Origin of the sequence: Micromonospora sp. SL1-18 (assembly GCF_047921505.1) — a bacterium.
GTDB lineage: Bacteria > Actinomycetota > Actinomycetes > Mycobacteriales > Micromonosporaceae > Micromonospora.
The window spans coordinates 13,025-33,960 of sequence record NZ_JBLROA010000018.1 but is presented as its reverse complement, the minus strand read 5'-3'; the positions used below and the strand labels follow the sequence as shown (position 1 = coordinate 33,960).

The 20,936-nt window shown below is 74.0% G+C and carries 17 protein-coding genes; 10 read left to right on the top strand and 7 right to left on the bottom strand.

The window, feature by feature from the left end:
- Window positions 1–54: 54 nt before the first annotated feature.
- Window positions 55–2,199: a prolyl oligopeptidase family serine peptidase gene (locus tag ACNAW0_RS11495; protein WP_416287762.1), complete on the bottom strand. Its 2,145-nt coding sequence runs from the start codon at window positions 2,197–2,199 to the stop codon at window positions 55–57.
- Between the two features lie 86 nt (window positions 2,200–2,285).
- Between ACNAW0_RS11495 and mshB the strand changes: the two genes are divergently transcribed.
- The 3 genes from mshB (at window position 2,286) to ACNAW0_RS11480 (ending at window position 4,269) form a co-directional block, all read left to right on the top strand.
- Window positions 2,286–3,209 (top strand): N-acetyl-1-D-myo-inositol-2-amino-2-deoxy-alpha-D-glucopyranoside deacetylase, encoded by a 924-nt coding sequence (gene mshB / locus ACNAW0_RS11490; RefSeq protein WP_416287761.1) that lies wholly within the window; start codon window positions 2,286–2,288, stop codon window positions 3,207–3,209.
- Window positions 3,210–3,211: 2 nt separating this feature from the next.
- Window positions 3,212–3,718 carry a hypothetical protein gene (locus ACNAW0_RS11485; protein ID WP_416287843.1) on the top strand — a complete coding sequence of 169 codons (507 nt, stop codon included), beginning with the start codon at window positions 3,212–3,214 and terminating at the stop codon, window positions 3,716–3,718.
- 86 nt (window positions 3,719–3,804) lie between these two features.
- A complete protein-coding gene (locus ACNAW0_RS11480) occupies window positions 3,805–4,269 on the top strand; it encodes a hypothetical protein (protein WP_416287760.1) in 465 nt (154 codons plus the stop codon).
- 9 nt (window positions 4,270–4,278) lie between these two features.
- Here the strand turns inward: ACNAW0_RS11480 and ACNAW0_RS11475 are convergent, their stop codons facing one another.
- Entirely contained in the window at window positions 4,279–5,265 is a 987-nt protein-coding gene (locus ACNAW0_RS11475) for a GNAT family N-acetyltransferase (protein WP_416287759.1), read from the bottom strand.
- 79 nt (window positions 5,266–5,344) lie between these two features.
- On the opposite strand from ACNAW0_RS11475, the gene fdxA reads away from it, so the two are divergent.
- Together fdxA and dapC are read left to right on the top strand one after the other, a co-directional pair.
- Window positions 5,345–5,671, top strand: a complete 327-nt coding sequence (fdxA, locus tag ACNAW0_RS11470) for a ferredoxin (protein WP_107077162.1) — start codon at window positions 5,345–5,347, stop codon at window positions 5,669–5,671.
- A complete protein-coding gene (gene dapC, locus ACNAW0_RS11465; protein ID WP_416287842.1) occupies window positions 5,668–6,777 on the top strand; it encodes a succinyldiaminopimelate transaminase in 1,110 nt (369 codons plus the stop codon). The genes fdxA and dapC overlap by 4 nt, the downstream gene beginning before the upstream one ends.
- A 179-nt stretch (window positions 6,778–6,956) precedes the next feature.
- Here the strand turns inward: dapC and ACNAW0_RS11460 are convergent, their stop codons facing one another.
- Window positions 6,957–8,798, bottom strand: a complete 1,842-nt coding sequence (locus ACNAW0_RS11460) for a M48 family metallopeptidase (RefSeq protein ID WP_416287758.1) — start codon at window positions 8,796–8,798, stop codon at window positions 6,957–6,959.
- 189 nt (window positions 8,799–8,987) lie between these two features.
- Here ACNAW0_RS11460 and ACNAW0_RS11455 point away from each other — a divergent pair, with 189 nt between their 5' ends.
- Entirely contained in the window at window positions 8,988–10,013 is a 1,026-nt protein-coding gene (locus ACNAW0_RS11455; protein ID WP_416287757.1) for a prephenate dehydrogenase, read from the top strand.
- Between the two features lie 5 nt (window positions 10,014–10,018).
- Window positions 10,019–10,717 (top strand): nucleoside/nucleotide kinase family protein, encoded by a 699-nt coding sequence (locus ACNAW0_RS11450; protein WP_416287756.1) that lies wholly within the window; start codon window positions 10,019–10,021, stop codon window positions 10,715–10,717.
- Here ACNAW0_RS11450 and ACNAW0_RS11445 read toward each other — a convergent pair.
- Together ACNAW0_RS11445 and ACNAW0_RS11440 are read right to left on the bottom strand one after the other, a co-directional pair.
- Complete coding sequence (locus ACNAW0_RS11445) at window positions 10,694–13,288, bottom strand: hypothetical protein (RefSeq protein ID WP_416287755.1); 2,595 nt, start codon at window positions 13,286–13,288, stop codon at window positions 10,694–10,696. The genes ACNAW0_RS11450 and ACNAW0_RS11445 overlap by 24 nt on opposite strands.
- Window positions 13,289–13,372: 84 nt before the next feature.
- Window positions 13,373–13,939: a sugar O-acetyltransferase gene (locus ACNAW0_RS11440; RefSeq protein ID WP_416287754.1), complete on the bottom strand. Its 567-nt coding sequence runs from the start codon at window positions 13,937–13,939 to the stop codon at window positions 13,373–13,375.
- Window positions 13,940–14,081: 142 nt separating this feature from the next.
- On the opposite strand from ACNAW0_RS11440, the gene ACNAW0_RS11435 reads away from it, so the two are divergent.
- Window positions 14,082–17,420: a S8 family serine peptidase gene (locus ACNAW0_RS11435; protein WP_416287753.1), complete on the top strand. Its 3,339-nt coding sequence runs from the start codon at window positions 14,082–14,084 to the stop codon at window positions 17,418–17,420.
- Between the two features lie 135 nt (window positions 17,421–17,555).
- Here the strand turns inward: ACNAW0_RS11435 and dapD are convergent, their stop codons facing one another.
- Window positions 17,556–18,515 carry a 2,3,4,5-tetrahydropyridine-2,6-dicarboxylate N-succinyltransferase gene (gene dapD, locus ACNAW0_RS11430; RefSeq protein ID WP_416287752.1) on the bottom strand — a complete coding sequence of 320 codons (960 nt, stop codon included), beginning with the start codon at window positions 18,513–18,515 and terminating at the stop codon, window positions 17,556–17,558.
- Window positions 18,516–18,539: 24 nt separating this feature from the next.
- Between dapD and dapE the strand changes: the two genes are divergently transcribed.
- Window positions 18,540–19,613 carry a succinyl-diaminopimelate desuccinylase gene (gene dapE, locus ACNAW0_RS11425; protein WP_416287751.1) on the top strand — a complete coding sequence of 358 codons (1,074 nt, stop codon included), beginning with the start codon at window positions 18,540–18,542 and terminating at the stop codon, window positions 19,611–19,613.
- 66 nt (window positions 19,614–19,679) lie between these two features.
- Here the strand turns inward: dapE and ACNAW0_RS11420 are convergent, their stop codons facing one another.
- Window positions 19,680–19,838: a hypothetical protein gene (locus ACNAW0_RS11420; protein ID WP_416287750.1), complete on the bottom strand. Its 159-nt coding sequence runs from the start codon at window positions 19,836–19,838 to the stop codon at window positions 19,680–19,682.
- A 234-nt stretch (window positions 19,839–20,072) separates the two neighbouring features.
- Here ACNAW0_RS11420 and ACNAW0_RS11415 point away from each other — a divergent pair, with 234 nt between their 5' ends.
- On the top strand, window positions 20,073–20,936 hold the full coding sequence (locus ACNAW0_RS11415; RefSeq protein ID WP_416287749.1) for a TIGR00730 family Rossman fold protein: 864 nt from the start codon (window positions 20,073–20,075) through the stop codon (window positions 20,934–20,936).

The following is a 20,936-nucleotide window of genomic DNA, read 5'->3' as shown; positions in this document are numbered from 1 at the left end:
TAAGGGCTGACAAGGGCCCCTTCTTGCGCGAAAGCGCTGAGAAGGGGCCCGTCCTTACAGATACGTACGGAGGAAGTCGAGCTCCAGGCGGAGCAGGCGTTCGGCGAGGCCGCCGGCGGCCATGTGGGTGGCGCCGGTCAGCGGCAGCACCGCGTGCGGCCGGCCGGCGGCCAGCAGCGCCGCCGAGAGCCGCAGCGTGTGCGCGGCCACCACGTTGTCGTCGACCAGGCCGTGCACCAGCAGCATCGGCCGTGCCTGCGCCGGGTCGCCGACCGGCTCGGCGGCCAGTTCGACCAGCGAGTGGTGCTCGTAGACGTCCATCCCGTCGTCCGGCAGGCCCAGGTAGCGCTCGCTGTACGCGGTGTCGTACAGCGTCCAGTCGGTGACCGGGGCGCCGACGATCGCGCAGCGGAACAGCTCCGGGTGGCGCAGCACCGCCAGCCCGGCCAGCCAGCCACCGAACGACCAGCCCCGCACCGCCACCCGGGCCAGGTCCAGGTCCGGGTGCTTGCCGGCGAGCGCGGTCAGCGCGTCCACCTGGTCGGTCAGGATCACGTCGGCCACCCGCCGGTGGATCGCCTTCTCGAACGACGGGGCGACGCCCGGGGTGCCCCGGTTGTCGATGGTCACCACCGCGAAGCCCTGGTCGGCCCACCACTGCCGCTCCAGCCAGGCCGCCCGCGCGGCGATCACCTCCTGGTGGCCCGGCCCGCCGTAGACGTCCAGCAGCACCGGCAGCTTCGTGCCCTTGACGTGCTCGGAGGGATAGAGCACCGCGCTCGGCAGCCGCCGGTCGGTCACCCGCACCATTGTCGGCCGCGGCGCGTACGGCGGGGTCGCGGCCAGCGAGCGCAGTTCCGCCGCCTCCCGGTCGCCGTGCCACACCGACCAGCGGGTGCCCGGGTGCTCCAGCGACGCGGCACCGACCACCAGCGTGGCGCCGCCGATGGCGGCGGTGTGCCAGCCGGGGTCGCTGCCCATCCGGCGCGCGTCCACCCCGCCGCCGATCACCGTACGCACCCGGTAGAGGTGACGCTGGCTCGGCTCGCCCTCGCTCGCCTCCACCAGCAGGTCGGTCGGGACACCACCGCCCGCGGGCAGCCGCCCCACCACCCGGCGTACGTAGAGCGAGGGCGGGGTGAGCAGGGTGCCGTCGGCGAACAGGCACCGCGCGTCGTACCCGTCGTGGGCCAACTCGCCGCCGACCAGCACCCGGCCGTCCGGCAGGTGCGCCGGGGTGCCCGGAATCGGCTCCACCCAGCGCGGGTCGGCCAGCTCCGCGTGCACCTGCGTCTCCCCGGTACGCGGGTCCACCGCGAGTACCAGGCCGTGCTGCTGCGACCGGCGCAGCACGGTGATCAGGGGCCCGCCGTCCGCCCAGCCGACCGAGGTCAGGTACGGGTAGGTCTCGCGGTCCCAGTGCACGTCGACCCAGCCGCCGTCGAGGTCGAGCAGGTGCAGGCTGACCTCGGCGTTCGGTCCGCCCGCCCGGGGGTACGCGACGGTCGTCGGTGGGCTCGCCGGGTCGGCCGGGTCGTGCAGGTGCCACTGCGGCAGCCGGGACTCGTCCACCCGGGCGGCCAGCACCGAGCGCCCGTCCGGGGCCCACCAGTAGCCGCGGTACCGGTCGAACTCCTCGGCCGCGATGTGCTCGGCGAGCCCCCAGGTCACCCCGCTGTCCTCGCCGGCCAGCAGGTTGTCGGTGCCGTCCGGCTCCACCACCCGCAGCTGGCCCCGGCGTACCCCCTCGGCGGCGTCGGTGACGTAGGCCAGCCGCTCGCCGGTCGGGTCGGGGCGCGGGTCGATCACCGGGCCGATCGCGGCCACCTCGACCACGTCGCCGTGTACCAGGTCGGCCCGGAACAGCCGGCCGGCCAGCGCGAACGCGGCCACCCGGCCGGCCGCGTCGAGGGCGTAGGACCCGATGCCGGCGGCGCTGAGCCGCAGCCGCTCGCGCAGCGCCCGTTCGCCCGGTGCCAGCGCGGCCGGCTCGCCGTCGGAGCCCAGCAGCACCGCCGGGTCGGCGACCAGCCGCTCCTCGCCGGAGGCGACATCCAGCAGCCAGAGCGCGTCGGCCGGGTCCTCCGGCCCCGACGAGCGCAGGAAGATCACCCGGGAGCCGTCCTCCGCGACGGAGACGGCGCGCGGCGCCCCGTGGCTGAACCGACAGGTACGGGCGGCCAGCTCGGGAAAGTCCACAACTCGGATCGTAAGGGCGGGTCGGGCGTGATGTGGCCGACCTGCGTGGACGCGTAAGCATCGCCGGGGCAGGACTGCCGGTTAGAGTGACGCTCGTGACGACGCTGCCCGACCGACGCCTGCTGCTGGTCCACGCGCACCCCGACGACGAGTCCATCGGCACCGGCTCGACGATGGCGCACTACGCCGCCACCGGTGCACACGTCACCCTGGTTACCTGCACACTCGGCGAGGAGGGCGAGATCCACGTACCGGAGCTGGCCCAGCTCGCCGCGGCCGAGGCCGACCAGCTCGGCGGGTACCGGATCGGCGAGTTGGCCGCCGCCTGCGCCGCGCTCGGCGTCACCGACCACCGCTTCCTCGGTGGCGCGGGCCGCTACCGGGACTCCGGCATGATGGGCCTCGCCACCAACGAGCATCCCCGCGCCTTCTGGCAGGCCGACCTCGACGAGGCAGCCGGCCACCTGTTGGAGATCATGCGCGAGGTCCGCCCGCAGGTCATGATCACGTACGACCCGAACGGCTTCTACGGCCACCCCGACCACATCCAGGCGCACCGGGTGGCGATGCGCGCGCACGAGCTGGCCGCCGCCGAGGGGATCGCCCCGGCCAAGGTCTACTGGACGGCGATGCCGTGCAGCGTGCTGGAGGCCGGCCTGAACACGTTCACCGAGTCCTCGGACAACCCGTTCGCCGGCATCGACAGCGTCGACGATCTGCCGTTCGGCACGCCCGACCCGGAGATCGCCGCGCGCATCGACGCCACCGACCAGCACGCCGCCAAGGAGGCGGCGATGCGGGCGCACGCCACCCAGATTCCGGCCACCTCGTGGCTCTACTCGATCGCCGGCAACTTCGGCGCCGAGTTCATGGGCGTGGAATATTTCACCCTCGCGGTCGGCGAGAAGGGCCCGGGCAACGGCCCGTACGGCTGGGAGGACGATCTCTTCGCCGGGCTGCCGCTGGACGGACCGGAGCGGTCCCCGGTCGTCGCGGCCGGCCTCCGGTGACGCTGCCGGTCGTGCCGATGCCGGTCGTCTCCGAGCCGCCGCCCACCGAACCGCCCGCGCGGTCGGGACGGGCCGACGCCGCCCTGCGGGTGGCCGGCGGCGTCGTGCGGGTGGCCGGCGGCGTGGTGGCGGCCTGGGCCGGTGGGCTCGTCGCGGTGCTGGACCTGATCTTCGCCACCTGGGCCTGGGAGGTGGTCAAGGGCCAGTCCGGCGGCCTGGCCGAGGCGCTGGTCGGCACCGCGCTGACGGTGGGCGGTATCGGCGCGGTGGTGGTGCTGGCGATCCTGGTGACCTCGTTCGCGCACACCACGGTCGCCAACCGCTGGGCGGTGGCACTGCCCGCCCTGCCCTGGTTCGTGGTGGTCGTCGCGGGCGCGGTCAGGACCGCCGAGGGTGATCTCGCGCTCGCCGGCGACAACGTGCTCGGCCTGGGCATGATCGTGGCCGGCGCGGTCACCTTCGCGGTGCTGGGTTTCCGGCAGGTCGTGGTGCCGCCGGCCGTCGACTGAGGTGCTGACGCCGCACCGGTTGCGGTGGTAGACATTCCTGCCAAGGAGTCCGCCATCGGGGCGGGCGCTACGGCGGGAGGCGTGCGATGAGGGAGCGGTGGCAGGCGGTCGGCGTGCTGGCGGCGGCGCTGTTCGTGGTCAACGTGGTGGCCCGGCTGGTCATCAAGTTCGGCTTCCCGGACGACGACACCGCGGCCAGCCGCGTCTCGCTGGCGATGTTCCTGGCCATCGGGCTGATCCTCGCCGTGCTGGCGTTCCACTGGGGCAGTGACCGGCCGCTGAGCCGGCTGGCCGGTGACCTCGCCGCCGCGGTGGGGGTGGCGCTGGCGCTGACCGTGTTCGTCGGCCCGCTGCTGGTCGGGGAGAACCCGTTCGGTGGGGGCGCCGGCCTCTTCTTCGCCCAGATCTGGCTCTACCTGGCGGCCACCGGGGCCGGCGTGCTGGTGGGCTACCTGACCCTCACCGCGCTCGGTCGGGACCACCGCTCGCAGCAGCTCAAGCGGTTCGCCGAGCAGAAGGCCGCCAAGCCGCGCAAGGTGGTCCGCCGCTGACCCAAACGGTCAGGCCGGGGCGACCCGGGTCAGGTACGTGTGGTGGGTGGTGAAGCCGAGCCCCCGGTAGAGGGCCACGGCGGGGGCGTTGCGCTGCTCGACCTGAAGGAAGGCGTGCGTGGCGCCCTCCGCCACGCCCCAGTCGACCAGGGCTCGGACCACCCGGCCGGCCAGCCCCTGCCGGCGCGCCTCGGGCCGCACCTCGATCAGGGTCAGGCCGAGCCAGCGTCCAGCTCCGGTGACCGTGCCCCGGCCGACGGCGAGCAGCGCGCCGCCGGCGTACACCTGGGCGAAGCGGACCCGGTCCACGGCGGTGAGCACGTGCCGTGCCGCGTCCGGCAGGCCGCCCTTGCGGTCCGCGGTGATCGCGAGCCAGTCGTCCGACGGCGCTGTGGTCAGCTCGACCGGGGGCAGGTCGGCGCCGGCCCGCGCGGTGGCCGGCGCTGCCGGGGCGGGTGACGGGGCAGTCAGCGCGGCGAGCGCGGCGGTCTGTACCAGCGTCGGCGGCCGGGCGGCCCAGCCCCGGGCGTCCAGCTCGGCGCCGACCGGCGCGGCCAGCGGCAGGGGCGTGTTCACCAGGGCCGGCTGCCCGTGGTCGGCGTACCACCGCTGCACCGCGTCCAGTGCGGCGGGCAGCGGGCGGTCCGGGTCGCCGACCGGTAGCGCCGAGTTCGCCCGGCCGGTCCAGCCCGCGGCGCTGCGCAGCAGCCAGTCACCGAGCCGGTCGCGGACCGGGGCGGGCCACGCCTCGTCGGCGGCCAGCTCCAGGGCGGTCACGGCGGCGGCGGTCGGCCGGCGGGCCGGCGGTACGCGCTTCGCCCGGTGCACCTCGCCGACCGGGACCCGCAGCCGGCCCTGGTCGGTGGTCAGCGTGATGTGGGTCTCGCTCAGCTCGACCAGGTCGCCGAGCGCGTCGGAGAAGACCGGTCTGCCTTCGCGAATCCCCACAATCCGGCGGACCACGATCCGGTGGCCCACGTCCTGCTGTCGGAGCACGATCGACCTCCTCCCCGGCGAGATACTAGGCTCTTAGCGTCGCGGTGATCGCGACGAGTCTTGCGGAGGAGAAGATCCGGTGACCTACATCATCGCCGAGCCGTGCGTGGATGTGCTCGACAAGGCGTGCATCGAGGAGTGCCCCGTCGACTGCATCTACGAGGGCAACCGGATGCTCTACATCCACCCCGACGAGTGCGTCGACTGTGGTGCCTGTGAGCCGGTCTGCCCGGTCGAAGCGATCTTCTACGAGGACGACGTCCCGGAGCAGTGGAAGGACTACACCGGGGCGAACTACGAGTTCTTCGAGGACCTCGGTTCGCCCGGGGGGGCTTCCAAGATCGGCAAGGTGGAGAAGGACGCGACGTTCGTGGCCGCCCAGCCGCCGCGCGGAGAGGACCACTGAACCGGCCCGCGCCGGTCTCGTCGCGGCTGCCCGCCTTCACCTGGGACACCCTGGACGCCGCGGCCGCGACGGCCGCGGCGCACCCGGACGGTCTCATCAACCTCTCGATGGGCACGCCGGTCGACCCGGTGCCCCCGGTGATCCGGCAGGCCCTCGCGGACGCGTCGGACGCCCCCGGCTACCCGCTGACCGCGGGCACCCCCGCACTGCGGGACGCCATCGCGGCCTGGGTGGCCCGGGCGTGCGGCGCGGGCGTCGACGGGCTCGGCGTGCTGCCGACGATCGGGTCCAAGGAGCTGGTCGCCTGGCTGCCCACGCTGCTCGGCGCCGGCCCCGGCGACGTGGTCGTGGTGCCGTCGCTCGCCTACCCCACCTACGAGGACGGCGCCCGGCTGGCCGGTGCCACCACGGTCCGCACCGACTCGCTGACCGCGGTCGGCCCCACCCCTCGGGTACGGCTGGTCTGGGTCAACTCGCCGGGCAACCCGACCGGGCGGGTGCTGCCCGCCACCCACCTGCGCAAGGTGGTCGACTGGGCCCGCGAGCGCGGCGCCGTGGTCGCCAGCGACGAGTGCTACCTGCCGCTGGGCTGGGACGCCGAGCCGGTCTCGATCCTGTCGCCCGAGGTCTGCGGCGGGTCGTACGAGGGTGTGCTGGCGGTGCACTCGCTCTCCAAGCGCTCCAACCTGGCCGGCTACCGGGCCGGGTTCGTGGCCGGTGACCCGGCGCTGGTGGCCGAGCTGCTCAAGATCCGTAAGCACGCCGGCATGATCGTGCCCGCCCCGGTGCAGGCGGCGATGGTCGCCGCGCTGGGCGACCAGGCGCACGCCGACGAGCAGCGGGAGCGTTACCGCGCCCGGCGGGAGCGGCTGCGCGCCGCCTTCACCGGCGCCGGCTTCACCGTCGAGCACTCCGAGGCCGGCCTCTACCTCTGGATGACCCGGGGCGAGGACTGCTGGGAGACCGTCGACTGGCTGGCCCGGCGGGGCATCCTGGTCGCCGCCGGGATCTTCTACGGCCCGGCCGGTGCCCGGCACGTCCGGGTGGCGCTGACCGAGTCCGACGAGCACGTCGCGGCCGTCGCCGGCAGGCTCGCGCGGCCCTGATTGTCGGTGCCGCGGCCGCCGCATTGGTTACTCAGCCGTCGCTGCTGGCAGGCTCGCGCGGCCCTGATTGTCGGCGCGGCGGCCGCCGCATTGGTTACTCAGCCGTCGCTGCTGGCAGGCTCGCGCGGCCCTGATTGTCGGCGCGGCGGCCGGCCCCTCGGGCCGGCCGCCGCGCCGGATCAGTCGTTGATCCGCTCGAACACCCGCAGCAGGGTGTCCCGGCTGTGCTTCTCCAGGAACTCGCTGGACATCAGCTCCTGCACCTGAACGGTTCGGCCGTCGTACAGGGTCAGGGTCGCCTTCAGCGGCACCTGACGCTGCACCTCGACCGAGGTGATCTCCTCGTACGGCAGGTACGGGTGCCGGGCGGCCAACTCGCCCACCGGCTCCGCGCCGACCATCGCCGTGAGCCGCTTCTCGCCTTCGCTGGACTTCCCCGGGTCGGGGATCAGGACGAGGCCGTTGTCCAGCACGAGCACGTCGTGCTCCCGGCCGTCGATCTTGATGTTGGCCAGCCCGCCGATCAGGTCGGCGTCGCGCGCGGACGCCCGGGCCTGCATCACCGTCGCCTGCGCCGCGTCGACGCCCAGCTCGGCGAGGCGGGCCAGCGCCTCGTCCAGGGTCTCCGGTGACACCGCCAGCTTGGCGACCTCGGCCAGGTCCCACGGCTCGCCGTCGGGGCCGACCAGCCGCGCCGGCGCGGACCAGGAGAGCTGCCACCGGGCCCGCCCCGAGCGGACCGCCGCGTTGTCGAGCAGCGTCTCCATCGGGCCGGCGAAGGCGACCGCCGCCTCCTTCCGGGTGGCGTCGGCGAAGAACTGCTCGGCGAACTCACCGAGCCGGCCGGCGCGGACCAGGTCCAGCACGGTGGGCAGGCCCGGGGCCGCGGTGCCGGTGAACCGGCCGGCCGCCCGGTAGATGCCGTCCGCCTGCTGCTGCACCATGGCGGCCACCGATTCGGCGATGAACTCGGGCCAGGGCAGGATCCGGCGCGAGCCGTATTCGATCACCAGTTCCGCGAGCTGCCGCCCGGCACCCGCCACCTCGGCGAGCATGATCGCGGCCGGCCGGTCGTCCGGTCGCGCCTCCGCCGCCGGTGCCTCGGTCATCGCGGCGACCCGTACGCCGATCGGCGGGTGGGTGTCCCAGCGGGACGTCTCCTGCTCGGGCGCGTTCTCCCGCAGCTGGTCGATCTCGTCCCGGCGGGCCTGGAGCAGCTGGGCGAAGCCGCCGAACAGGTCGCCCGGCGCGAGACCGGCCGACCAGCCCGGCTCGACGTACCGGCGCATGTAGAACGTCCAGGCCGCGTCGAGCGCGGGCAGCGTACGCAGCGCGGAGGCGGCGGCTTCGTGGCCGGCGAGCCGCACCGACGCCCGGTCGGCCTCCAGCTCCTGCCGCCGGGAGGCGGCGTTGTCGACCAGCAGGTAGAGCGCCGCGTACGCCTTGAAGACCCACCCGATCGGGTTGCGCGGGCTGATCCGCTCGATGGTCCCCCCGATGGCCAGCCGGCCCCGGTAGGCGATCCCGCCGAGCCGGGTGTGCCGGCCCGAGTAGTGGCCCAGCTCGTGCGCGAGCACCGAGCGGAGCTGGTCGACCCGCATCGCCTGGAGCAGCGGCAGCCCGACGTAGAGGGTGCGCCGGCCGCCGACCAGACCGAGCAGCCGGCTCTGCTCGCCGACCGCCGCGTTCACCTCCGGCACCAGCCGGATCTCGTCGGGCGCGCGGGTGCCGACCGCCGCGGCCAGCTCCCGCACGGTGGCCCAGAGCTGCGGCGCCTCCCGCTCGCCCAGGATCACGCCGGGCGCCGGCTCGTTCTTGGTACGGATCGCCTTCCAGAGCCCGACGGCGACCGCGCCGAGCGCGACCACCAGCGGGAGCAGGAGCTTGCCGGTCAACAGGCCGGTGGTGTGGCCGTACAGCCAGACGCCGAGCGCGGCGACGGCGGCGAGCTGGAGCAGCGCGACGACGTAGAAACCGATCAACATGGCCACCGAGGCGAGCGCCCGGTACGTCGCGGACATGAGCTTCCTTCCGGAGGGTAAATGCCCGCCTTCGATGCCGGCGGGTCGTCAGGGACCGTACGACGTGAGCCTGCTCGGACAACCGCCGGGAGTGAGTGCCCGTGGGGCGCCCACGCACGGGCGATATCCTCGGCGGGACTTCCAGCGGGGCCGACCCGGCCCCGTACGACGGGACGCCGAGGTGGGCAGATGGTGGGCGGGGCCGGCGGGCAGCTGCGGGCGGCGGTGGTCGGCACCGGCCTGATCGGTGGCGCGGTGCTGCTCCGGCTCCGGGACGCCGGACTCGATGTCGCCGGCTGGGATCCCGACCCGGCGACCCGCCGGTACGCGGCCGAGGGGGGCGTCGCCGCCCCGGACACCCTGGAGGAGGCGGTCGCCGGCCGGGACATCGTCTTCCTCTGCGGCCCGCTGCCCACCCTGCCCGCGACGTTGACCAGGGTGGCCGGCGTCACCGACGACCGGTGCGTGCTCACCGACGTGGGCAGCATCAAGTCGGACGTGGCCATCGCCGCCACCGCGCAGGGGATCGGGCATCGGTTCGTGCCCGGCCATCCGATGGCCGGCGCCGACCGGGCCGGCCTCGCCGCGGCCTCCCCGTACCTGCTCGAGGGGGCCGCCTGGGTGCTCTGCCCGGCACCGACCGGGATGGACGCGTTCCGCCGGCTCGCCGCGCTGCTCATCGACGTCTTCCGCGCCCGGGTGGTACCGATGTCCGCGCCGGAGCACGACACCGCCGCGGCGCTCGCCTCGCACGTGCCGCATCTGCTCGCCGGCGCGCTGGCCGGGGCCGTGCAGCGGGCGGCGCTGCGCGACGCGGTGCTGGCGCTCGCCGCGGGCAGCTTCACGGATGGCACCCGGGTCGCCGGTGGGCCGCCGGAGCGCACGGCGAACATGCTGCTCGGCAACCGGGACCGGGTGCTGGCCGAGCTCGGCGCGGTCCGGAGCTTCCTGGACGAACTCTGCGACGCGCTGGCAGCCGGGGACGCCGGGGCGCTCACCGCTCGGCTCGACGAGGCCCGGGCGGCCCGGGCCGCGCTGGGCGATCGCGCGTACACCACCCACCAGCGCGAGTTTCCGGCCGCCGCAGAGCACGCGGGAGAGCTGGTGTACCTCCGGGAGTTGGGGGCGGCCGGCGGCCACCTCACCGGCTGCCGGGTGGAGGCCGGCGCGGTCACCTACACGGCGGGCCTGCCGGCCGGCCCGACACTAGGGTGAGCAGCATGGCCGACACACCGGTGGTGGAGGTACGCGGCGAGGCGCACCGGCCCGCCGCCGTCGCGGCGCAGGTGCTCCCGCTCGGCGAACTGGTGGCCCGGGCGCGGGCGCTGGCCGCCGCCGGCCCACGGCAGCTGCTCGGCATCGCCGGCGCGCCCGGCGCGGGCAAGTCCACCCTGGCCGAGCGGATCGTCGCCGAGGTCGGGCCGGCCGCCCGGCTGGTGCCGATGGACGGTTTCCACCTGGCCCAGTCCGAACTGGTCCGGCTGGGTCGGGCGGAACGCAAGGGTGCCCCGGACACCTTCGACGCCAACGGCTTCGTCTCGATGCTGCGCCGGCTGCACCAGCTGGAACCGGCCTCGGTCTGGGCGCCGGTGTTCCGCCGCGATCTGGAGGAGCCGGTCGCCGGGGCGATCGAGGTGCCGCCCGAGGTCCGACTGCTGGTGACGGAGGGCAACTACCTGCTGCTGCGCGACGAACCGTGGGACGAGGTGCGTTCCCTGCTGCACCAGGTCTGGTTCCTCGACCTGGACGCCGAGCTGCGGCTACGCCGGCTGACCGCCCGGCACGAGGCGTACGGGAAGACCCCGGAGCAGGCGCGCGCCTGGGCGCTGGGCAGCGACGAGGCGAACGCCGCCCGGGTCGCCGGCACCGCCGACCGGGCCGACCTGGTGTTCCGGCTAGCCGATCCCCTCCCTGGGTGACGGCACGGCCCGGCGGAGCAGCCGGGCCACCACGGCCCGTTCCCGGGCGAACTCCACCGCGTGCGGGTAGCCGCCGTGGTTGCGGATCGGCGGGTCGGCCACCTCACCCCCGCTGGGGTGCAGGGCCTCCGGGTCGGCGACCGGCACGTCCCGTTCCCCGGCGCTGACCTGCCAACCCAGCGGGTCGGTGGCGCGCCAGAAGTTGGTCCAGGCGATGCCTCCGCCGGGCCGGGTCAGCGCCCGGGCGAGCACCCGCAGCCGTCCCGGCCCGAAGTACGCCGGGAAGACCCGACCGTAGAGCCGGGTGAACTGGCAGCCGTAGGAGAAGAACCAGATCCGCTGCCGCCACCGATGGGAGAGCTGGAGCAGCATGGCGGCGCAGATGACCGTGCCCTGGCTGTGCCCGGAGAGGATCACCCCGTCCACCCGGCGGGGGTCGTGCTCGGTCAGCGCGAGCAGGCCGGCGACCCGGGTCTGGAGTTCCGGTACGGCGCGTTCGGCGTAGCTGGGCGGGGCGAGCGGGTGTGCGGCCCGCGGCCAGAACGTGCCGATGTCCCAGACCACGCCGACCGAGCGGCGGACCGTGTCGCTGCGGTAGACCAACAGGCCGAGCACGGCGACCACCAGCGGGAGCCCGCCAAGCATCCGGTCCCCGAGGTCGGCCGCCCAGCCTGCGAGGAGTTGCCAGCCGGACGAAAGTCGCGGGCCGGGACGGCGGCCGGAGAGTGCCGCCGCGCAGCAGAGCGCCACCAGCACCGCCGAGCCGGTGGCGTACCAGCCGACCAGCCGGATCGCGTGCTCGCCGACGAGCCGGTGCAGTGCCCGGAACGTGCTGACGTCGTGGCAGCGACGCAGGTCGTGGGCGGAGAGGGCGGTAGCCGTCGCGGTCAGTGCGGCGTACTCGGCCCGGCGCAGGGCGCGGAAGAGGAGGGCGGCCCGGATCAGCAGGCCGACGAGGGCGAGCAGGGCGATCACGCAGGCCAGCCCCGCCCAGAACACCGCCGGTGGCGGTGTCACCCGGGTGGGTCCACCCGGGCCGGCCCGGCTGTCGAGCAGGTTGCTGAACCAGTACAGCAGTCCGGCGCAGTAGGCGGCAGCCATCATCCAGCCGAAGCCGGCGATGATCGCCGGGCCGCGCCCGCCCCAGGCGAGGCCGTCGTCCGCCTCCGGCGGCTGCTCAGCCGTCGCGGGCGGGATGCGCGGCAGCACGAGACCGGCCGCCGCGACGGCGATGGCCGGCACGGCCAGCATCCAGGGCCGTACCCCGGCGGGCGCCACCGGCAGGCCGGGCAGTCCCCGCTCGGTCCACAGCAGCCCGAGCGGCAGCAGCACGCTGCCGGCCACCGGAGCGAGCAGCGCCCGCCGCCCGGACCGGGCCACCGCGCCGATCGCCACCAGCAGCAGCGCCTGGTACGTGGCGAGCCAGGCGACGATCGCGTCGTACCCGGGCAGCGACCGGTCGACCCCGCAGCCGGCGAGGCCCGGGTCGCGGACGCAGCCGGCCGGCGGCCGGAAGTCGGCCAGTGGCCGTCCGGCGGGGCCGTCGGGGAGCAGCAGGAGCACGAAGGTGCCGACCAGCCCAAGCCCGGTGAGCACCGCGATGGTCGCGCTCCAGCGCCCGAGCGGGGTGTGCCCCTCCCGGCGGGTGAGCCAGGGCCGGCCCAGCGCGGCCACGGCGATCGCCACGACCGCCGCGAGCGCGGCGACGGTCGGCCAGGCGACGGCGGCCCGGAGGCCCCGCGGCGGGTCCATGACGATCACCCCGGCGACCGGCACCGCCGCCGCCACCACGGCCCCGGCGCAGAGATGCAGGACGGCGGCTCGGCGCAGCTGCCCCTCGCCGCACCAGAAGGTCGGATCCTGCAGCGGGTTCTCCAGCGGCTCGGGCTGGTCCGCCGGTGGCTCGACCGCCGGGTCCGCCCCGCGCGCCGCCGGCCGGGGGTGGGGGTCGGCGGGCATCTCCGCCTCGTACTGGTAGGTGCGCCAGGCGACCGCGCCGAGCAGCACCAGCATGAGCAGCGGCAGCAGCAGGCCGACGGCGAGCGCCCGGGTGTCCTGACGCCACCAGCCGTCGGCGAGGAAATCCCACGGGCCGGGGAGGTGGTCCAGGCAGTCCTGGCCGACGCACTGCCAGCCGATCAGGTCCACGCCGACCCCGGTCACCGCGATCACCAGGGTGCCGGTGAGGCTCAGGCCGAACAGCCGGATGAGCCATGCCGTGATGCCGGAGCGGCTGCTCCAGCGTTCCCGGTCCGGGTCGGGCGGGATGCCGGTGCGGGCGTATAGCGCCACATTGGCCAGCGTGAAGGGGAGCAGCAGCGTCCACAGCGCCCGCTCGACGTCCCGCGCGGTCCGCGCGCCGGAGGTCAACTGCCCCCAGCTGTACGCCTCGACGGTGATCGGGTCGTCGGGGCCGGCGGCGGTGGAGCGGTAGAAGCCGGTGACCGCGCCGCCGGCGACGAGCCAGGGCTGAGCCCCGTCGCCGTTCGGGGCGGGAAGCAGACCGAGCAGCTGGTCGGGCGGAGTGTTCGACACCCCGTGCACCCGCAGTTCGAGCACCCGTTCCACCATCGACGCTCCCTGGTGAGCCGTACTACCCAGAGTGCACCGTTCGGCGCGGATCCGCACCCCCTCCGGAGCCGCTGTCTTAGCAGCTCAGCCGGCTTGCGCCAGGCTGCGTACGGGTCGAGCGGGATTACCCACGGCAACCACGTTGGGCGGTAGGTCCCTTGTCACCACGGCGCCCGCGCCGACCACCGTGTGCTCGCCGATGGTGACGCCGGCCAGCACGATGGCCCCGCCGCCGAGCCAGGCGTTGTCGCCGATGGTGATCGGTGCGGCCGCCTCCCACTTGGCCCTCCGCGCCGCCGGCTCGATCGGATGGGTTGCCGTGAGGAGTTGCACGTTCGGTCCGATCTGGACGTCGGCGCCGATGGTGATCCGGGCGACGTCGAGGAAGACCGCGTTGAAGTTGACGAAGCAGCGCGGCCCGATGTGGGTCTGCCAGCCGTGGTCGCAGTGGAACGGTGGCCGGACCCACGCGCCCTCGCCGAGCGAGCCGAGCAGTTCCCGCAGCGCGGCGAGCCGACCCTCCGGGTCGTCGGCGGAGCTGGTGTTGAAACGTTCGGTGAGTCGGGCCGCCCGGTCCCGGTCGGCGGTGATCTCCGGGTCGTCGGCGAGGTACAGCTCGCCGGCGAGCATGCGTTCCCTCATGGACTTCACCGACCGATCATGCCCGTTTCGGTGCTCGTTTCCCGCTGAAACGATCGGGTTGGCGACTTCCAATTGCATACGCGGTATGCAATTCTGGCGCTTCGCGTCGATGTATCTCCCATCGATGAAGACGCTTCCGAAGGAGGAATCGTTGCTCCGGAACCGAAAAAAACTGGCCGGCCTCGGCCTCGCCGTCGGACTGGTGCTCGGCGCGCCGGCCACGGCCGGCGCCGCTCCGGCCGCCGTACCGACCGCTCCGGCCGCCGGTGAACGGGCGTCGGCGACCGCCGGACGCCCGGTCACCGTCACCCTTCTCACCGGCGACCGGGTCACGGTCACCGCCAGCGGCAAGGCCGCGGTACGCCCGGGCCCGGGTCGAACCGGGATCGAGTTCGTGGTCGGCCAGGACCGTGGCCACCTCTCCGTGGTGCCGCGCGACGCGCTGCCGCTGATCCGCTCCGGTCGGGTCGACCGGCGGCTGTTCGACGTCACCGAGCTGGTCTCGGCCGGCTACGACGACGCCCACCGGGACAGCCTGCCGCTGCTGGTGTCGTACCCGAAGGGGCAGGCCCGGCGGGCGGCGGCCCCGGTCACCGGCACCCGCATGACCCGCGACCTCCCGGTGATCCGCGGTGCGGCGCTCACGGCGGCGAAGTCCCACGCGGCGGAGGTCTGGGCCTCCCTCACCGCCGGCCGGGCCGGCGCCCGGCTCGACGCGGCGGAGGGTGTCGACCGGATCTGGCTGGACGGCCACCGGAAGGTCACCCTGGACCACAGCGTGCCGCAGATCGGCACCCCGGCCGCCTGGGCCGCCGGCTTCACCGGTAAGGGGGTCACCGTCGCGGTGCTGGACACCGGCGTCGACGCCGCCCACCCCGACCTGGCCGGCAAGGTGGCCGACTCGCGCAACTTCAGCGAGGCCGACCCGGACGACACGGTCGGGCACGGCACCCACGTCGCCTCCATCATCGCCGGCAGCGGCGCCGCCTCCGGCGGGAAGTACCGGGGCGTCGCCCCCGATGCCACCCTGCTCTCCGGCAAGGTCTGCGAGGACTTCGGTTGCACCGAGTCCGCGATCCTCGCCGGGATGGAGTGGGCCGCCGTGCAGAAGCGGGCCACCGTGGTCAACATGAGCCTCAGCGGCTGGGACACCCCGGAGATCGACCCGCTGGAGCAGGCCGTGCAGACGCTCACCGCGCAGACCGGCACCCTCTTCGTCGTGGCGGCCGGCAACGACGGCTCGGACGGTTCGGTCGGCTCGCCGGCCACGGCCGACGACGCCCTGGCCGTCGGCGCGGTCGACCGGAACGACGACCTGGCCTACTTCTCCAGCCGCGGGCCGCGGGTCGGCGACGGCGGCCTCAAGCCGGATCTCACCGCGCCCGGTGTCGACATCGTGGCGGCCCGGGCCGCCAAGGGCGCGATCGGCGACCCGGTCGGGGAGAAGTACGTGTCGCTCTCCGGCACCTCGATGGCCACCCCGCACGTGGTCGGCGCGGCGGCGCTGCTGGCCCAGCAGCACCCGGGCTGGACGGCCGGGCAGTACAAGGCCACCCTGATGGCCTCCGCGAAGCCGCACCCGGACCAGACGGCGTACCAGCAGGGCGCCGGGCGGGTCGACGTGGCACGCGCGATCAGGCAGCAGGTCACCAGCGACCCGGTCAGCGTCTCGTTCGGCGTGGCGGAGTGGCCGCACGCTGACGACCAGCCGATCGTTCGGACCGTCACCTACCGCAACGCGGGCGCCGCCCCGCTCACCCTCGACCTCGCGGCCGAGGTCACCGGGCCGGACGGGCGCTCCGCACCGGCCGGCATGTTCACCCTCAGCGCGTCCCGGCTCACCGTGCCGGCCGGCGGCACCGCCCAGGTCACCGTCACCGCGGACACCCGCCTCGGCGTGGACGGCTACTGGACCGGGCGGATCCTGGCCCGCTCCGGCGACACGGTCGCGGTCACCCCGCTGGCCGTGTACCGGGAGGTGGAGAGCTACACGCTGACCGTGGCCCATCGCAACCAGGCCGGCGAGGCCACCGAGTTCTACTTCACCAGCCTCGTCGGGCTGGACGGCTACCGCTGGATCGACGTGTACGACGCCAACGGCGACGCCCGAATACGCGTCCCCAAGGGCCGGTACGGCCTGAGCAGCGTGATCTTCGAGACGGACGCGCAGGGCGAGCCGGCCGGGGTCAGCATGCTGGCGCAGCCGGAGCTGGTGGTGGACCGGGACCTGCAGGTCAGCGTGGACGCGCGGACCACGAAGCCCGTCCTCACCAGCGTCCCGCAGCGCGACGCCACGCCGGCGCTGATCGACCTGACCTCGGGCTGGTTCAGCCCGGACGCCACCTACAGCCTCGGCCTGTGGGCGTTCGACTTCGACGGGCTGGCCAGCGGGCAGCTCGGCGAGTCGACGTCGGCCAGTTCGTTCGTCTCCTCGGTCAGCGTCCAGTGGGCCGACGTGCAGGCGGCGAACAGCCCCTACCTGTACGCGACCAGCGAGGTCCTGCCGGGCCGGTTCCCGACCGGCTTCGTCAAGCACTACCGGCAGAGCGACCTGGCGACCGTGGTGCACCAGTTCCGCGGTTACCCCGGCCTGGAGACCGAGCGCGTGGTCTTCCCGGAGAGCGACTACAACATCGGCGGCTCGGCGGTCATCCTGCCCACCGCCGCGCCCGGCCAACGGGTCGAGTACTACAGCACCGACCGGATGCGGTGGAGCGGGGAACTCTGGTTCGGCGAGCGGGACGAGGACGGCTGGCTGAACGCGAAGGTCGCCCTCGGCTCGGAGCAGGCCAGCTACCAGCCGGCGCGTACTGTCCGGGAAGACTGGAACGCGGCGCCGTACGGGCCGTCGTTCCCCCGGCCGCGCTGGCCGGAGCAGGGCATCACCCGTAACGGCGACACCATGCTCGTCCTCCTGCCGATGTTCAGCGACGCCGCCGGGCACAGTGGTGGGTCCCTCGTCGACAGCGGGCGGACCGCGCTCTACCGCGACGGCAAGCTGGTCGGGGAGCAGCCCGACCCCGGGTACGGCGAGTTCGAGGTGCCGCCGGGCGTGGCGACCTACCGGGTGGAGGCCTCCGCCAGCCGGAGCGTCACCGACCTGAGCACCGAGGTGTCGGCCGCCTGGACATTCCGCTCGAAGCACGTCCCGGGTGAGGACTGGGCGCGGCTGCCGGCCATGGCGGTCCGTTTCGCGCCGTCGCTGGCGGTCGACAACAGCGCGCCGGCCGGCCGGACCTTCACCATCCCGGTGACCGTCGAACGGCAGCCCGGCGCGCCGGCCGCCGAGGTCAAGGCGCTCACCGTCGACGTCTCGTACGACGGCGGAAGGACCTGGCGGAAGGCGGACGTGCACCCGCAGAGCGCGGGCTGGGCGGCCAAGGTCCAGCACCCGGCCGGCCCGGGGTATGTCTCGCTGCGCGCCACCGCTCGGGACAGCGCCGGCAACACGGTGACCCAGCGGATCATCCAGGCGTACCGCCTGCGGTGAGCCGCGCGGCGGGGAGGCCGAATTATGGCCGCCAGCCGAGCTGGAGTTGACGGAAGCGTCCGGGTCCGCGGTCTCCCGCCGCGGGCCCGGACGGCGGACGGGCCGGGGCCGTCATTGGCCCCGGCCTGGGCCGCGTCAGTCGTTGGCGTGCAGGGCCGCGTTCAGCTCGATGCCCCGGCCGGTCCGTGGCTTCGCCTCCAGCGCCCCGTTGACCGAGTTGCGCCAGAAGAGCAGCCCGTTCACGCCCGAGAGCTCGCGCGCCTTGACCACCCGGCCGTCCGGCAGGGTGATCTTCGAGGCGGCGGTGATGTAGCAGCCGGCCTCCACCACGCAGTCGTCGCCGAGCGAGATGCCCACCCCGGCGTTCGCGCCGACCAGGCTCCGCTCGCCGATGCGTACCCGCTCGGTGCCGCCGCCGGAGAGGGTGCCCATGATCGAGGCGCCGCCGCCGATGTCGGAGCCGTCGCCGACCACCACGCCCTGCACGATCCGCCCCTCGACCATCGAGGTGCCCAGCGTGCCGGCGTTGAAGTTGACGAAGCCCTCGTGCATCACGGTGGTGCCCGAGGCCAGGTGGGCGCCGAGCCGGACCCGGTCCGCGTCGGCGATCCGTACGCCGGAGGGGACCACGTAGTCGGTCATCCGGGGGAACTTGTCCACCCCGTGGACGGCGAGGTGGCGGCCGGCGGCCCGTTCGATGACGCGCAGCTCGTCCACCCGCTCCGGCGGGCACGGCCCGGCCGAGGTCCAGGCCACGTTCGCCAGATTGCCGAAGATGCCGTCGAGGTTGACCTCGTTGGGCCGCACCAGGCGGTGGGAGAGCAGGTGCAACCGCAGGTACGCGTCGGCGGCGTCCTTGATCGGGTCGTCCAGCGAGCCGATCACGGTGACCACCTCGACCGTACGCAGGCCGGGCAGCGCCCGCTCGCCGATCGCGCCGGGCGGCAGGTCGAGGACGTCGGCCTGATCCTCTCCCGCGACGAGTGGCAGCTCGCCGAGCCCGAGCTTGCCGGTCGGGTACCAGGTGTCGAGCACCAGGTCGTCAGCGGTGGTCGTGGCCAGGCCAATGCCCCAGGCAGATTGTGCGGTCGTCACGAAAATGACGGTACCGTGCCAACCATGCAGAACCCGCTGACCCCCGAGGTCTTGGCTGATCCGGTGGCGCTCACCCGCGCACTGGTCGACATCGAGTCTGTCTCCCGTAACGAGAAGGCGATCGCCGACTGCGTCGAGGAGGTGCTGCGGGGTGTGCCGCACCTGACCACGTACCGGCACGGCAACACGGTGATGGCCCGTACCAACCTGGGCCGGGCGCAGCGGGTCGTGCTTGCCGGGCACCTGGACACCGTCCCGCTGAACAACAACTTCCCGTCGACCATGCGCGGCGACCTGATGTACGGCTGCGGCACCTCCGACATGAAATCCGGGGTGGCCTTCGCGCTGCACCTGGCGGTGACCCTGCCCGACCCCCGCTACGACGTCACGTACTTCTTCTACGAGGCCGAGGAGATCGAGTCGCAGTACAACGGGCTCACGCTCGTCTCGCAGGCCCACCCGGAGTGGCTCCAGGCCGACTTCGCGGTGCTGCTGGAGCCCACCTACGGGATCGTCGAGGCCGGCTGCCAGGGCACCATGCGGGCGATCGTGTCGACCACCGGCGTACGGGCCCACTCGGCGCGCTCCTGGCACGGCGTGAACGCCATCCACGCGGCGGGTGAGGTGCTGCGGCGGCTGACGGCGTACGAGGCGCGGCGGGTCACCATCGACGGCTGCGACTACCGGGAGGGCATGAACGCGGTCCGCATCCGCGGCGGGGTCGCCGGCAACGTGGTGCCGGACCGGTGCGAGATCGAGGTCAACTACCGGTTCGCCCCGGACCGTACGCCAGAGCGGGCCGAGGCGCACCTGCGCGAGGTGTTCGCCGGCTTCGAGCTGGCGGTGACCGACTCGGCGGCCGGCGCACTGCCCGGGCTGGCGGCCGCGCCGGCGCGGGAGTTCCTGGCCGCGGTCGGCACGGCCGCGGTCGGCAAGCTGGGCTGGACCGACGTGGCTCGGTTCGCGGCCCTGGGCATCCCGGCGCTGAACTTCGGCCCGGGCGACCCGAACCTGGCCCACCACCCCGACGAGCACGTCGAGCTGACCAAGATCCGCGACGGTGCGGCCACCTTGCACCGCTGGCTCGCCGCGGGCTGAGCCCGGATACGCGACCGGGGGGCTCGCGTCGATGACGCGGCCCCCCGAGATCGTGCCGGCGCGGCGTCAGACGGTCGTCGTCAGCGAGGTGTCCGGCTCGGCGGACTCGCCGGTGAGGTCGTTGTGGGTTTCCATCATGCGGGCACGGCGGCGCTCGGCCACCACGTCGCGGATCCGTCGCCGCATCCGCCGGCGGATCCGGATCATCTCGGTGTTGCTGATCATCGCTGGCTCCTCCCCGATAGCGCGCGCCGGGGCATACCCCGTATGTGAATAGTAAGACGTACGGGCGACTGAATTAGTTGCCCAAGATCGCCAAGAATTTTTCCGGCTCGCGGGCCTTCGCACCCGGCCGCCGTGGCTCCACTACGGTGGCCCCATGAGCGAGCGCATGCGAGCGAATCATCAGCGCAGCGCGATGGTGCCTCATGGCGGCACGCAGCGCAGCGGAGTGCCGTCATGAGCCAGAGCAACGGGCGGCAGTCCGGCCACGGCCCGCGCGTAGAGCGGCACCGCGGTGCCGTCACGCTGCGCAACCATGCCATCCCGACCAGCACCGCCGATCAGCGGCTGCTGGACTCCCGCGGCCGGGGTGACTGGAAGACCAAGGACGCCTGGCGGGCGTTGCGCATCCTGTCGGAGTTCGTCGAAGGCTTCGACACCCTGGCCGACCTGCCGCCGGCGGTCAGTGTCTTCGGCTCGGCCCGCAGCAGGCCGGACAGCCCCGAGTGCCAGATGGCCGAGGAGTTGGGCGCCGCACTGGCCCGGGCCGGGTACGCGGTGATCACTGGCGGCGGCCCCGGTGTGATGCAGGCGGCCAACCGGGGCGCCAGCGAGGCCGGCGGGCTCTCCGTCGGGCTCGGCATCGAGCTGCCGTTCGAGCAGGGCATCAACGACTGGGTCGACCTGGCCATCGACTTCCGCTACTTCTTCGCCCGCAAGACCATGTTCGTCAAGTACGCGCAGGCGTTCGTCGTGCTGCCCGGTGGCTTCGGCACCATGGACGAGCTGTTCGAGGCGCTGACCCTGGTGCAGACCGGCAAGGTCACCCGCTTCCCGGTGGTGCTGATGGGCCTCGACTACTGGCGGGGCCTGATCGACTGGCTGCGGGACAGCATGGCCGCCGAGGGCAAGGTCGGCCCGACCGACCTGGAGCTGATCTGCCTCACCGACGACGTCGACGAGGCGGTCCGGCACATCGTGGAGGCCGAGGCGGTGCTCTCCGCCGAGCAGGAGGCGATCCGCGAGGAGGCGGTCGCCCGGACTGCCGCCGACCAGCAGGCCGCCGACGCCGCGTCCGAGCGGCCGGCGGAGCAGGGCTGA